The 14,807-nt window shown below is 61.2% G+C and carries 7 protein-coding genes; 3 read left to right on the plus strand and 4 right to left on the minus strand.

The window, feature by feature from the left end:
- Position 1: 1 nt before the first annotated feature.
- The 4 genes from JJ959_RS02935 to JJ959_RS02950 all read right to left on the minus strand — a co-directional run bounded on the left by JJ959_RS02935 (position 2) and on the right by JJ959_RS02950 (position 7,230).
- Positions 2-1,051, minus strand: coding sequence for a putative zinc-binding metallopeptidase (locus JJ959_RS02935; protein WP_292879767.1), 1,050 nt, complete (start codon positions 1,049-1,051; stop codon positions 2-4).
- Between the two features lie 207 nt (positions 1,052-1,258).
- Positions 1,259-2,434, minus strand: a complete 1,176-nt coding sequence (locus tag JJ959_RS02940; RefSeq protein ID WP_292879768.1) for an EAL domain-containing response regulator — start codon at positions 2,432-2,434, stop codon at positions 1,259-1,261.
- The gene (locus JJ959_RS02945) at positions 2,409-5,006 is read right to left on the minus strand and encodes a PAS domain S-box protein (protein WP_292879769.1); all 2,598 of its coding nucleotides are present in this window, start codon (positions 5,004-5,006) and stop codon (positions 2,409-2,411) included. The genes JJ959_RS02940 and JJ959_RS02945 overlap by 26 nt, the downstream gene beginning before the upstream one ends.
- A gap of 133 nt (positions 5,007-5,139) precedes the next feature.
- A complete protein-coding gene (locus JJ959_RS02950) occupies positions 5,140-7,230 on the minus strand; it encodes an acetate--CoA ligase family protein (RefSeq protein ID WP_292879770.1) in 2,091 nt (696 codons plus the stop codon).
- A gap of 179 nt (positions 7,231-7,409) precedes the next feature.
- Between JJ959_RS02950 and JJ959_RS02955 the strand changes: the two genes are divergently transcribed.
- The 3 genes from JJ959_RS02955 (at position 7,410) to JJ959_RS02965 (ending at position 14,671) form a co-directional block, all read left to right on the plus strand.
- Positions 7,410-9,794, plus strand: a complete 2,385-nt coding sequence (locus JJ959_RS02955; protein WP_292879771.1) for a hypothetical protein — start codon at positions 7,410-7,412, stop codon at positions 9,792-9,794.
- A gap of 126 nt (positions 9,795-9,920) precedes the next feature.
- Entirely contained in the window at positions 9,921-11,507 is a 1,587-nt protein-coding gene (locus JJ959_RS02960) for an HD domain-containing phosphohydrolase (protein ID WP_292879772.1), read from the plus strand.
- Positions 11,508-11,716: 209 nt separating this feature from the next.
- The gene (locus tag JJ959_RS02965; RefSeq protein ID WP_292879773.1) at positions 11,717-14,671 is read left to right on the plus strand and encodes a PAS domain-containing sensor histidine kinase; all 2,955 of its coding nucleotides are present in this window, start codon (positions 11,717-11,719) and stop codon (positions 14,669-14,671) included.
- Positions 14,672-14,807: the final 136 nt, after the last annotated feature.

Consider the following 14,807-nt stretch of genomic DNA (forward strand, 5'->3'; position numbering starts at 1 on the left):
CTCAGCTGGCGAACGGGACCTCGTTCGCCGCGATCAGTTCATGGACGAACTTGAGCTTGTCCAGGATCGCGGGCGTCAGCACGAACGGGTAATAATCCTGGTTGCCGAGCGAGCGGTTCATCGCATTCATCGCCACGGTGAGCGGTACCCAGTGATCGATCAGCTCCTGCACGTTCTCGACGTGGAAAGGATTCTCGAGCTGAATCAGCCGCGGCTCGTCGGCACGGAGCGGCTGCGGGTTGATCCCGTAGGCGTAGGCGGTCTCTAGCCCGTCGACCATGTGGAAATAGTGTGCCCAGGTCTCGGCGAAATCCTCCCACGGATGCGCCGCCGCGTAGGCGCTCACATAGGAGATTTGCCACCCGGGCATCGGGCCGTGTGCGTAATGGGCCTTCAGCGCTTCCGCATAGTCGCCGCTTTCGTCTCCGAAACAGGCGCGGAATGCCTCGGTCGCGGGCTTTTGCGCGATCAGCTTGTCCCAGTAATAGTGTCCGAGCTCATGCCGGAAATGCCCCAGCACAGTTCGGTAGGGCTCGCCCATCTCGGTCCGTATCTTCTCGCGTTCGGCATCGTCGGCCTCTGCGATATTGATCGTGATGCGGCCGTTGGCATGGCCTGTCATCACCCGCTCGATCGCGCCGTCCGGGCCGATCTCGTCGCTGAGAAACGCGAAATGCAATCCGCCCGACGTCCCGTCGGGGCCACTCTCCAGCGGCAGCTTGAATTTTATCATCGCGTAGAACAGCCGCCGCTTTGAGCGTTCGAGCCGGGCCCACCGGGAGACATTGGTCTCGACCGAGATATCAGGGATCAAGGTCGTGTGTCGGCAGCTCAGGCACAGCGCGTGAGCGTCGCTCTCGCAGAGCCAGTTGCAGCCGATCAGATCGCGGTTTGCGCAAGCTTTGGGTGCGGACGTGCCGCTTTGGTCCATGGCAAATGCCAGAATACGGTCCTCCGGCGGCATATATCCGAGCAGTGCGGAACACCATACGCATTGGCTGTTGCCGAAATGGACTTCATTCCCGCAGTTGGGACACAGAAAACGGCGCAATGTGGTTCATCTCTCCGCAGCGGCGGATATCTCTCCCAACCGCGATTGCTTGATATGTGCGCTGACGCGCGAGGATAATTCTCTGGGTTGGTTTCGGGACAATGCAAGTCTGTTCGGCGATGTGCCGGTCAGGGCATGCTATTTACCAATCGACGGCAAACCGCAGCAAGAAGTCGCTCCCGGCGGAATTCCGGGAGCGGATAAAGTCTATCCGGTCGAAGCCGCACTGGAGTTGTTCGCCAGCCATGTGCGGAGGTCCTCGATCGGCATCGGTCTTCCAATCCAGTAGCCCTGTCCCTCGTCGCAACCGATAGCGCGGATCGCATCCAGCGTCTCTTCGTCTTCGACGCCCTCTGCGATAACGGTCATTCCGAGATTGTGCCCGAGCGTTGTCGAGATCTCGACAACGGCCCTGTATTCGGCATTTTTCACGAGGTTTCGCACGAACTTCTGGTCGATCTTGAGTTCGGAAAAGGGGATCCGGACGAGTTGCTCCATGGAAGAGTAGCCGATTCCGAAATCGTCGATCGAGAGCTCGAAGCCTCTCATCCTGAGCCGGGTCAGGATATCCAGCGACACGGCGAGGTCCGACATCACCGCTGTTTCCGTGATCTCGAGGACGATCTGGCGGGGCTCTATGCCATGCATCCTGACGTAGCGGTCGAGCCTGTCCGGAAAATCTATGTCGAAGATCGAGTTGGCCGAGAGGTTGATCGCGACGTGCATTGTCCCGTTCACCCTATGGAGTTCCGGCATATCCCGGCAGACACGGCGTATAACGAATTCGGTCACCGGGCCGATCAGTTCGCTGGTCTCGATGATCGGCATGAATACGGACGGGGACAGAACGCCGTGCTCGGGATGCCGCCACCTCAGCAAGGCTTCGATACCAATGAGTTGGCCGCCGTTGAGTGCGATCTGCGGCTGATAGACAAGAAAAAAAGCTTCGCGGTCCAGTGCTTCGCGGATTTCGTCGATGGAGGTGACGATGCGGCGGGCGCTACCGGCCGGTTTTCTCTGTCCGAAATTCGCGATTGCGCCGGCGATCTCGTCAATGCCGATCGGCTTTTCCAGCACGGCGAGAACCTCGATGCCGTGCTCCTCGGCAAGTTCCCGTGCGGAATTCAGGATCGTGGCATTGTGCCCGCTCATCAAAACGACAGCGGCTCTTGATTTATTGTCGCTCAGGAACCGGATGACCTCGATCCCATCCATGCCGGGCATGAACAGATCGAGAAAGATAATGTCGGTCTTTCTTGTGTATTTGGCGCTGAACTCGGCATCTGAGGATGCGGTCTCAGCGTCGTGCCCGAGTTCGCGGGCTGCTTCCGCCACGAAATCGCCGAAATCGGCTTCGTCATCGACGATCAGGAGCTGCAGCACGATACTTCCTTTCGTCGAGTTTGGCTCTTACCGAAGTTTTCAGCGCCGAGCTGCTGTACGGTTTGGGAAGGAGGTCGGAGCCCCATTTGACCAGGCTCCTCTTGTCGAAGAGCTGGCCGGAGAATCCCGAGGTCAGCAGGACCTTGATGCCTGGCCTGAGGACCTCTGCCGCCTTCGCTAGGGCGATGCCGTTGAGGCGGTCCGGCATGACGAGGTCGGAAAACAAGAGGTCGATCCGGGTGTCCGAGTTCAGGATCTCCAGCGCCTCGCGGACCGAATCCGTTTTCAAGACGGTGTAGCCGGCGTCCTGCAGAATATTGCTCGCGATTTCGGTCAGGGCCGCTTCGTCATCGACCACAAGAACGGTCTCGACGCCGCCGCGGATCTCCGGTGCCGACGTGCTTTGCAGTGCGGCCCGATGATCTGTGGTTTCCGTGTCGTCGACGGCCGGCAGGTAGATCCGGAACGTCGTCCCGTAACCTTCTTCCGAGTACACGGCGATATGCCCGCCAGACCGCTTCACAAGGCCGTAGACCATCGCCAGGCCGAGCCCCGTTCCCTTCCCCTGAGCCTTGGTCGTGAAGAACGGCTCGAAAATCTTCTCGATTGTCGCTTTCGACATGCCGCTTCCGGAATCCGTCACCGAGATCTGGACATAGGAACCCGGTTCAAGTTCCAGAAGGACGAGATTGTCGACCTTACTCACGTCGACGCGGCCTGTTTCGAGAACAATACTTCCCCCGTCCGGCATGGCGTCGCGCGCATTCACGATCAGATTGAGCAATGCGTCCTCGAATTCGCTCTTGTTGGTTGTTGCAAATGGCAGGTTCGGGTCGAGCACGGTTTTGAGTTTGATGCGCGCGGTCAGGGATCGTGTGAGAAGGTCGTTCAGGTCGGTGATTGTCTGATTGATATCGACCGGGACCGGGACCAGCGTCTCTGGCGACTGCTGGGAGAAGTTCAGGAGCTGGCGGGTCAGGTTGACGCCGCGCTTCGCTGCGGTGATGGCTTTCCCCACCTGATCGTGAACTTTGCTGCCGGGCTCCATTTTGCGCTGCATCAGCTCGAGATTGCCGAGGATGATTCCGAGCAGATTGTTGAAATCATGCGCAACACCGCCACTGAGCTGACCGATCGCCTCCAGCTTGCTCGCGCGGCGGAGCTGGGCCTCGAGCGTTTTCACCGTGCTGAGGTCGGTCAGGGCACCGATGAAGTGCCGGTTTCCATCGAGAGCAAGCTCGGAGACACCGAGATGGAGGGGAAATGTGGAGCCGTCCTTCCGCTGGCCACGGACCTCGCGGCCGATGCCGATGATTTTCCTGTGCCCTGTGGACAGAAAAGCCCCGATATATCCGTCATGGCGGGAGCGGTCCGGTTCGGGCATGAGCATCGAGACATTCTGCTCCGCCACCTCGTCGGCGGCGTAGCCGAACATTTCTTCCGCTTTCGGGTTGAAGAAGCTGATCCGTCCTTCGTTGTCGATCATGATGACGCCGACAGTCATGCTGTTGAAGGCGGTGCGGAGACGTACCTCTGCTTCGGCGAGCATCCTGTCGCGCTTCAGGATCGGGTCGACATTGCTGCCGGTCCCGCGATAACCCCTGAAATTTCCCTTACCGTCGAAGACCGGGACGCCGTTGATCGATACGGCGATCGGCGGACCGCTCAGTGTCCGCATCTCGTAGACAAAATTCCGGAACGGACGGTGCGCCTCCAATTCTGCCCGGAATTTCTGCCATTTCTCCGTTGTCGTGTCCTCAACGGTGAATTCCTCGCGGACCCGTCCGACGATCCTTTCCTCGGCGATCGCCTCGTCAGGCCGGTTCTTGACTCCCAGACTGACGAAGCGAAAGTTTTCATCCTGCATCCAGAGCCAGTCCGAGGCCGAGTCCGCAAAATCCTGAAATTTCTGCTCTTCGGCTTTCAACGCGCCGATCACGACTGCGGTTTGCCGGTAGGTGAAGGTCGCTCCAAAGACCGCCACGAGGGCCGCAACCAGAAGCGTTGGTATCGCCGCCTGCAGGAAAGGCTGCTGCAGCTCGGTGACATGAATCTCGGCGGCCACGACCCAGTTCATGCCCTTGACCGGCGCATAGGCGACCAGAACTTCATGGCCGCTATGGGCCTTGGTCCGCATGGTTCCGGACTTCCCCGCCAGCCCGGCCAGAAAGGGGGCGGCATAGGATGAGGTCTTCTTGATTACGTTCGGATGGTCCTGTTCGCTGCGGTTCAGCCGGTTCTGGTGAACGAGGACATACAGGGAGTCGTTTCCGCCATCCGCCACAAGCAGGATTTCGCCTGAACCGCCGAACCCGTCGGTCAATTCCATGGCGTTCCGAACCTGGCTCAGTGTGGCTCCGGTCGAGCCCTGGGGGTGGTCATTCGCGCTATAGGCCCGATCGAACGCGCTGATCGACGAGATCAGCCCCGCTGTAACTGTCGCGAGCTCGTGCATCAGCTCGTCATCCTGCTTCAGGATGGCTCGGTGGGAGAAATAGAGCGCCGATGCCGTCGCGACGCAGGCGACGGCAACAAGAGCCAGCACAAGGCGGCTGATAATTCCGTGACGCATGATCCCTCGGTCCCGATGCGTCCGGTCCCGAACTCCAGACTAGCGAATGATGATTAAAATATCCTTTGCATATTGGTTTTTGTGCATGCCGGATGGTGACGGTTGTCCGGAATCCTCAGTCTGGATAGTCGGGTTAGGTTCGGATCAATGCGTCCAGCATCACCACGCCGACGCCTTCTTCGCCAACGAGGACCGGGTTTGCTTCCGCTTCCTCTATGCGCGCGTGCCCGGCGAGCAGGGAGAGTGCGCTGACGGCGCTCGCAAGGGCTTCGAGGTCGCCTTTCGGTCGGCCGCGGAAACCGCGCATCAGCTCGAAGCCTTTGACTTCGCGTATCATCTTCCGCGCTTCCTCGACGCTCACCGGCGCAGGGCGTACCGCGCTGTCCCGGTAGATCTCGGTCATGACGCCGCCCATGGCGACCGTTACGACCGGGCCGGCGACCGGATCCCTCGAGAGGCCGATCAGGGCCTCGCCGAGACCTTTGGCGAGTTCCTGGATGAGGATGCCGGTGAGGCGGAAGCCGGGATGATAGCGCTCCGCCGAGGCCCGCATATCTTCAATTGCTGCCGTAAGCTCATCCTTGTCCGCTATTCCGACCTTGATCGCTCCGGCGTCCGTCTTGTGGGGCAGGTCCGGGGAAACGAGTTTAGCGACAACCGGAAAGGCGAAAGGCATGGCATCCGGTATCGGTGCGTCCGGATCCAGAACGAGCTGCCCGGGCCCCTGCAGGCCGATGGCGCCAAAGATCCGGGCCGAGGTGACTTCGTCGGCCGTGCCGGGCGCGAGCGCATCGATCTGTGTCGAAGCGGATTGCGGCAAGCTCGCCTCCGGGGCCGTTGCCGGCTCCGCATCGCTCATCAGCATGGCAATGGTCTCGGCGCAGCTCTCCACTGTCCGGAAGGTTGGGACGCCGCCGGCCTCGAGCAGGCGCATGCTGTCCGGGGCGTGCGGGAGGGGAAAGGCGAGCACGGGCGCCGCGCCCTCCGGTGCCGCGGCCACGGCGTCGACGATCGGCTTCACCGCCAGTTCCGGGTCGAACTGAGCCGAGGAGCCGATGGCGACGATTAGCACACCGGTCTCTGGATCGCGGATCAGCGTCGAGACTGCTTCCTTCATCACCTCGTAGCGCGCGCCCGCCAGAGTCACGTCGACCAGTTTGCCGTGACCGCTCGGAATGCCGTGTTCCGCGAAATGTGCTTTCGTCGCGGCACTGGCGCCGGCGATCTCGACGCCGCGGGCGCTCAGCTGGTCGACCACCATGGCCCCGCCGCCGCCGGTCGTGGCGATGACGGTCGCGGTCTTCGGACGGTTTGGCTGCAGGCGGGCCCTGGCGAGTGCGCCCGGCGCCTCCAGCAGGGTTTCGAGCTGTTCCGCTTTCCGGATGCCGATGCTGCGGAGGAGGGCATCGACAGCTTCGGCCGATCCCGTCAGCGCGCCGGTATGGGAGACGGAGAGCGCCTGGCCTTCTTCCGATTTGCCGATCATGTAGGCGACCACCGGCTTGCCTGCCGCGTGCGCCTTCGCGGCGAATGCGGCCAGAGCCTCCCGGTTCCGGACCGTCTCCATGAACAGCAGGAAGCCGTCGATTCCGTCGTGGTCGACCAGAATTTCTCCGATCTCGCCGATCCCGGCCGCGGCCTCGTTGCCGACGGATACGAAGGTGGAGAAAGCGATATCGCGCGCCGCGCCCCGGCTGAGCAGGGTACCGATGACGCTGCCGCTCTGGGAGATCACCGCCAGCCGGCCGCGCCCGATCTCCGCCGCGCCGAAAGCGGCATTGGTGGTCGCGGCAAAGCCCGACGCCGTATGCACCACTCCCATGGAGTTGGGGCCGATCAAGAGCATCCCGGCATCTTCCGCGATGCGGCGCACTTCCTGCTGCCTGCGTTCGCCCTTTTCCCCTGCCTCGGCGAAGCCGTCTGCGAGGATCGCAACGATTTTGACGCCTGCCGCCGCGCAGTCTTTCAGGGCCTCGATCGCAGGGTCTGCATCGAGCAGGATATACGCGAATTCAACCGGTTCCGGGATGGCTGAAACGGACGGCCAGGCCTTCTCGCCGAGCACCGTGTCGCGGGCCGGATTGACCGGATAAATCCGACCCGCATAGCCGTGCCGTTTCAGAAAGCGCATAGGCCGCGCCGTGAGTTTCGTCTCCGTATTCGAGGCGCCAACGATCGCGATGGAAGCCGGGGAAACAAGGGCGTCGAGCAGGGAGGCACGCATGGGGGGACGGTCCGTGTGAACTGGAATCGGGAAAGGCGGTCGGGTGGACGGATCATGCCGCGCGCCGAAGCGATCTGACAAGTCATGCTCCCGCCAAGCAAAAAGCGTCTGCAATCTTCATCCCGGCACGGTAAAAGCTAGGGGTGCGGGACCGTGCCTGAACGAAGGGACAATCACGAGTGGATCTACAGGCGCTAGTAAACGACGCCTTCGCACGGCACCAGTCAGGCCGGCTCGACGAGGCGCTCCGTCTCTATCGTACGGTTCTCGCCATGCATCCGCCGATCGCGCTCGTACTCTCGCTTGCCGGTGATGCAGCGACCACGTCCGGCGATGCCGCATCCGGCAGGGCCTTGCTGCGCCAGGCCCTCGCCCTGGAGCCGCGCAAGAGTTCGTTCCGCCAGCTCCTCGCTTTCGCGGAGGCCTCGCTCGGGAACATTGTTGCCGCCGAAGACAATTATGCCGCCGCCGTCGAGGTCGATCCCGGCAATCTCTCCGCAATGAGCGATTGGGCCAACCTGATCCGCGTCCGTCGACCGGAAAAGGCACGCGCCCTTTTGCGGAAATGCGTCCTGGCAGACCCCGGGAACGCGCCTCTGTTGAGGCATCTGGCCGAACTCACCGTGCGCGAAAGCTCGAAGTCTGGCCTGCGCATGCTATCCAAAGTGACGATCCTGATGCCGTCCGACGAGATCGCCTGGAAAAGGATGGGCCTGGTCGCACTCGTTGAACAGGCCGGCGGGGCTGCAATGCGGTCCCTCAAGAGAAGCCTTACCCTCGCGCCGGCGGACGCAGCGACCTATGCCAGGCTCGCGGACGCCGACGGGGAGGCGCAGAGCGCTTTGGAGCGCCTGAATATTCTCCGATGGGCTTTGACCCTCAACCAGCGAAACGCGGATGCCTGGTTGTCGCTTTCGAACATCCTGCACAGCGAGGATCGCAAGGCGGAGGCCGGCCTTGGCTTCCGCCGGGCGATCCTTCTCCACCCGGGTCACCCGATCGCCGTAGGCAACAGCCTTGTTCTGGCCGCGGAAACCCGAACCTCCGGCAGCGCCGAGATCCACACCGGTTACAGGCGGGCCCGCTGCATCAATCCGGTCCAGACCTCGACGCTCGTCAACTACGCCAAGTTTCTTATGGAGCAGGGCGCCCTTGGCGAAGCGATCGAGGCCGCACGCAGTGCGATGGTCGCCGGGGACGCGCATCTGGACATGTTCATAGGACTCGCCAATGGACATCGCCAGTCCCGTCAGCACGCAGCGGCCGAGCTTTGTCTCAGGCGGGCGGCAACGGTTTTTCCCGATGCCGGAAATGTTCAATCCGGCCTGATCATGGGGCAAAACTACGAAACCGGCGTCAGCGCGGAGTCCCTCTATCGGCGGCATAGGGACTGGGCCGAACGGTGTGCTCCTGCGGAAGAACCGCTGTCCTACGACGTCGATCTCCGGCCAGATCGCCAGATCCATCTCGGGTTTCTCTCCCCTGATCTGAAGCGCCATCCCGTCGGTTTTTTCATGATGCCGGTACTCAGGCATCTCGACCGCACGGGGTTCCGCGTTTCCATCTATTCGGATCTCGCCAAGGAAGATCTTTTCACCGAAGAATTGCGCCGCCATGCGGAGGCCTGGCACGACACGGGCCGCGTTCCGGATTCCGATCTGCGCCAGCGGATCATGGATGACCGCGTCGATATCCTCTTCGATCTGGCGGGACATTCGGCCGGCAACCGGATGCGGCTGTTCGCCCGGAGAGCAGCCCCTTTGCAGATGACCTGGATGGGGTATGTCGGGACGACCGGATTGTCGACGATGGATTATCTCGTCACGGACCGGTTTCAGACCGCGCCGGGGACCGAGAGGTTCTATTCCGAGAAATGGCTGGTTCTCCCTGACGATTACATCTGCTTCTTTCCCTCGCCCACCGCTCCGCCCGTGGCTCCCGCGCCGGCGCTGGTGAATGGATATGTGACTTTCGGAAGCTTCAACAATCCGGCGAAATTAACGGATGAAACGCTGGCGCTCTGGTGCGACGTGCTGAAGGCTGTTCCGGGCGCCCGGCTGCTGCTGTCATACCGCGGCTTCGACGATCCGGGCATCCAGGCCGGTATCCGCGGATTTCTCGCCGCCCGGGGGATCTCGCCGGAGTTGGTTTCCTTCGAGACTAACCGGTTCCACGAGGAATTTCTCGGCGGTTACGGCGAGATCGATATCGCACTCGACACGCTGCCCTATTCCGGCGGCCTGACGACCTGCGAGGCGCTCTGGATGGGAGTTCCGGTCGTAACCCTGGCCACGCAGGATCATTTCGCAGGCCGGCATTCTCTCAGTCATTTGAGCAACGCCGGATTCTCGAGCTGGGCCGTCCGTAGCCGGGAGGATTTCGTCGGGCTGTCGAAGGCCCTTGCTTCCGATCACGGCCGCCTGGGGCAGATCCGCCAATCTCTGCGCAACGCGGTCGCCGCATCCCCGCTCTGCGATCGTCAGCGCTATGCGCGCAATGTCGAGATGCGGCTGAAAGACGCCTGGGCGGATTTTTGTGCTGCAACTGCACGCGTGGCTCGTTAATCGTTAGTTCAGTTTTAGCAGGTATTCCTGCAGGTAACGCATTCCCCGAGCAGCGAATTCGGGTGGCGGAATTTTGAGGGGGAGCCCGTATCGTGCTTTTTGGGGCGGGCGGTGCTTGGTATCGAGATGTCTCAAGAAGACCTGAATATTCTCGACTTCATCGTTGACGATACAGCTGTGTCCGCCAGTTGTGCGGAGCCCTGGAAAGTTCTCATCGTTGACGACGATCATGACGTCGCAGCGACCACGTCGCTCGTACTGCGCGACGTCGAGGTTGAGGGGCGTCCGCTCAATCTACTGTCTGCATATTCCGCGGCGGAAGCGAAAAAACTCTTGTCCGAGCATCCGGACGTCGGGCTTGCGCTGATCGACGTGGTCATGGAGACGCCGAATGCCGGTCTCGACCTTATCCGCTTTATCCGCGAGGACATGGGCAACAAGCTGATCCGCCTGGTTGTCCGCACCGGCCAGCCCGGCCATGCCCCGGAACAGAGCGTGATCACCGACTACGATATCAGCGACTACAAGGAAAAGACCGAGCTGAGCGCGCAGAAGCTATTCTCGCTGGCCTATGCCGGTCTGCGTTCCTATCAGCAATTCCTGGCAATGGAACAGAGCCGGCGCGGACTGATGAAGGTCCTGCAGGCCTCGACCGCGCTTTTCGAGCAGCCGACCCTGGACGGGTTCGCCGACGGCATTCTGGAAAACCTCGAATCCCTTGCGAACATGCACCGTGGCGCGGGAGACAAGATCGGATCTTCGGCGGTTCTTGCGGTAGCAAACGGAAACAGCGATGCGGCCGAGAAATATGACGTAGTTGCCGGGCACGGGGCGGGCGCGGGTGCGCGCAACCTCGCGGAAATGGGGTTGGGTGAGACCGACAAGCGATTGATCCGAGAGCTCGCAAAGAGTGGTCCGGGGATTCATACCAGCCGCAGCGAGGATGCGCTTCTCGCCGGTATCGTCGGTCGCGGTGGCCAGACCAGCCTGCTCTTCCTTCCGGAACTGCAGAATCTCGACGGCCCGGACGCGCAGATCGTCGAAGTGTTCATCGGACAGGTTCTGACAGCCTTCGAAAATCTGCGTCTGCATGACCAGACGGAGCGGGCGCAGCGCGAAATCGTGCTGCGTCTCGGTGAGGCGGTCGAGACCCGGTCCGGTGAGACCGGTCGTCATGTGTCTCGCGTTGCCCTCTTCGCACGAGAGATCGCCGCGAAGATCGGCCTTTCCGCCGAGCGTTCGGAGCTCCTCTTCAGGGCGGCTCCTTTGCACGACATCGGCAAGATCGGAATTCCTGACTCCATTCTCTGCAAGCCCGGCAAACTTGACCCGGACGAGTGGGAGGCGATGAAGGAGCACACGACGATCGGATATGAAATGCTGCGGACCTCGGATATGCCGATCCTGCGGCTCGCGGCCCGCATCGCCCTCGAGCATCACGAGAAATGGGCCGGCGGCGGCTACCCGAACAATCTGGAAGGCGAGGACATTTCGGTTGAAGGCCGGATCGTCGGGCTGGTCGATGTGTTCGATGCCTTGACGTCGGAGCGTGTCTACAAGAATGCTTGGTCGGTCGAGCGGGCGGTCCAGCTGATCCGCGACGAGCGGGGCAAGCATTTCGATCCTCGCATCGTCGATGCGTTCATGGACAATCTCTCCGCCATGATCGATATCAGAACGACATACGCAGACGAAAAGCTGGCAGGTGCCTGACTGGCAGAGCGCCTGATGCCGGAGTGAGACTCTGAATGGGTGACCAGTCGGCCTCCACGGGATACAGCCAAGAGATCGCGGACTATTTCTTCGAATGGCAATGCGATCACCGCGGTGCCCTCACTCATCTTTCCGACAATTTCCGGGTCTTGACCGGACTTGATCCTTCGAAGTTGTTGGGGACGGTCCCTCCCCGGATGATCGAGACGATGCGTTCCGCAGCGGACCGGAACGAACCGTTTCGCGGTCTCCGGGTGGCGCTCTCCGACGGTGCCGCGGCCAGGACGGTTGTTCTCAGTGGCCGCCGCGCAGAACCGGTCCGTCCCGGGGGCGGCGGTTTTCACGGCTACGGATCCTGCCTCGACGAAGACTCGGGCATGGCCGAGGAGGCCGGCACCGGCAATCCCGGGCTTGGGGTCGACCGGGCGACGATCCTCGACCGCGCTCAAAAGCTTGGCAAGATCGGCTATTCGATCATGGAGCAGAGGTCTGGAGACGTCGTCTTCCACGGACCGATGCGGGATATTCTGGGCATTCCGGACGGCCGTATCTCGCTCGAGGAGATCAGGGCCCGTCTATTGCCGGAAGACGTTGCGGTATACGACGCTGCGCGTCAGGAAGCTTTCGAGACGAGCCGGCCGGTGCTCGTCGAACTTCGCTATGGCCGGGACCGGACGGATTGCAAACATGTCCGCCTGCAGTTCGAGCCGGTCATCACGAGTGACGGATCGGTCGCGTCGCTGTTCACCGTTCATCAGGACATTACCGAGCACCGGGCGGCCGAGAAAGCGTTGGTGCGCGCTCAGGAACTCGGGCGCATGGGCCATTGGCGGCGATACGAAACCGGCGAGGAGCCCTATTGGTCCGACACTCTGCTCGAGATTTTTGGCGTCGAGGAATTGCGCGATCGGGGAGAACTTCCCCGGAAATTTGCATCTCAGCTCATCCATCCGGACGATCGTCCGGATTTCATCGCCTTGCGGGATGCGGCGGCGAAGGCCGGTCAGGATTATAAGGCGGTCGTTCGCGTAAACCGTCCCGACGGCAAGATGATCTGGGTGGAAATCAGGGGCCACCCGATCGTCGACAGTGAAGGAAATTTTTTCGGAACGCTGGGCACGGTTCAGGACGTCACCGCCTTCAAGCAGCTGGAACAGGAGATCCTGCAGAGAGATCAATGGTTCAAGCGGGCTCAGAGGCTCGGCGGCCTCGGTCATTGGGCTTTCGATCCCGAAAAAAGGCGGATCTATTTTTCTGAACAGGCGCAGATCACGTTCGGCTGTCCCGGCAGCGAGTACCTGACCTTTCAGGAAGCGATGGACCGGATCCATCCGGACGATCATGTCATTTTCGAGCAAATGCGCGAAAAAGTCCTGAAAGGCGAGCCCGGGTTTGAATTCGAACTCCGTGTGGTCCGGAAGGGCGGCTCGATGGCGCATCTCCGGATTTCCGCCGAGTTCGACTTTGCGGATAACGGCCGCCTGAAACGCACCTTCGGTGTGATGTCCGATGTGACCCGGCTCGTCGAGGCGGAGGCGGCCCGCAGCGATGCCGAAGCCGTCATGACGGACATTTTCGAGAATGCGGACTCCGGAATTCTCGTTCGCGATCTCTCCGGCCGGTTCATCCGGGTCAATACCCGAGCGGCGATCCAGCTTGGCCTGCGGATGGACGACATTCTCGGCCATACGGTCGACGAGGTTCTTGCCCAGAGCGATCGCATGGAACCCGCCAAGCAACTCAACGACGCGGCTCTGCGGGTGACCGCCACACGCGGCTCGGTCACATACGACTATAGTTTCGTGCCGAAAGCGGGAGGGCCTTCGACGCAAATCAGGGTGGTGAATTTCGCCATTTCAGGACGCGACGGCGCGATCCTCGCCATTGCGAGCATGCGATACGACATCACCGAATTCGTTCAGGCCCAGACGGCTCTGAAAAGCCTCAACGAGAGCCTTGAACAAACCGTCCGAACCCGCACCACGGAGCTGCGCCGCAGTGAGGAGAGGTTCCGCAACATTGCGTCGGCCTCGGCAGACTGGCTTTGGGAACTGGACGCGGATCTCAACATGGTCTGGTGCTCGGAAAACTTCTTTGAAAACACCGGACGTCGCCCTGACGACTATTTGGGCAAGTCTTTTCTGGCTCTTGCCTCGGACCGGGAAAGGCTTGTCGACCAGCGTGAGGCGTGGAGCGCGTTCGAGGAAAAACTGAAGTCGCGGAGCCAGGTCCGCGGACTTGAGATCGAACGGCAGCATCCCAACGGAACCCGTATGGTGCGCATCAATGCCAAGCCGGTCTGGGCTGACGGCGTCTTTTCCGGATATCAGGGCTCGACAGCTGACATCACCGAACTCAAGCAAGCGCAGAGCCGCCTGATTGAATCGGAACGTCTCGCGTCGCTGGGCGGCCTTGTTGCGGGCATATCCCATGAAATCAACACGCCGGTCGGGGCCAGTTATACCGTTGTCACGAAACTGACGCGCTCGCTTCTCGAACTTCGGACCGCCTACGAGACGCGAAGTATCAGCCAGTCTCTGTTCACGCGGGTCATGACGGAGCTGCAGGAAGGGCTGGGGATCATCCAGCGCGGGCTGGAGCGGACCTCCGAACTGATTTCCCATTTCAAGCAGGTCGCGGTCGACCAGACCAGCCATAAGCGCAGGTCGTTCGAGCTGGTCGAACTGACCCGGGACATCGTGGCGACGATGGAGGCGACGATATCAGGGCGCGACATCGCGATCGTTGCGAGCGTGCCCGAGGGTATCGAGCTCGATTCCTATCCCGGACCTCTCGGGCAGGTGATGATCAATCTGATCCAGAATTCGATCCTTCATGCCTTCGATCAGGACGGCGGGAACTCCGCCAGGATCGACGTCACGGCCATTCTCGAAGACTCCGGCTCGCTGTCGCTCACGGTCTCCGACAACGGGAAGGGAATGTCCGCGAAAGTCGTGCGCCGGGTATTCGAGCCGTTCTTCACCACGCGGTTCGGGAGCGGGGGGAGCGGGCTCGGCATGCATCTCGTCTATTCGATCGTGCACACCGTTCTCGGAGGCGACGTTTCGGTTTTCTCGGAGCCTGGAAAGGGCACGAAGGTGGTTATTTCGATGCCGCTCGTCGCGCCCGAGGTCGCAGAACAAGAGGCGTCAGCTGAAGCTTAATTATTTTAAGCTTCAAATAATTTTTGACCGCGATTAGTCTTCAAAAATGCGATCCGTCATTTTCGGAAGCCGCTTGGCGTTCCGAGGATCGGGATTGCCAAGAACGCAAGTATAATGCAACTTCGTACCAAGGTGT

The sequence above is a fragment of the Nisaea sp. genome, assembly GCF_017640745.1.
GTDB lineage: Bacteria > Pseudomonadota > Alphaproteobacteria > Thalassobaculales > Thalassobaculaceae > Nisaea.

Excerpts from the sequence above, each read along its gene's own strand:
- JJ959_RS02945 (WP_292879769.1), bottom strand. The coding sequence starts at position 5,006 with ATGCGTCACGGAATTATCAGCCGCCTTGTGCTGGCTCTTGTTGCCGTC.
- JJ959_RS02950 (WP_292879770.1), bottom strand. The coding sequence starts at position 7,230 with ATGCGTGCCTCCCTGCTCGACGCCCTTGTTTCCCCGGCTTCCATCGCG.
- JJ959_RS02960 (WP_292879772.1), top strand. The coding sequence starts at position 9,921 with ATGTCTCAAGAAGACCTGAATATTCTCGACTTCATCGTTGACGATACA.
- JJ959_RS02965 (WP_292879773.1), top strand. The coding sequence starts at position 11,717 with ATGCGTTCCGCAGCGGACCGGAACGAACCGTTTCGCGGTCTCCGGGTG.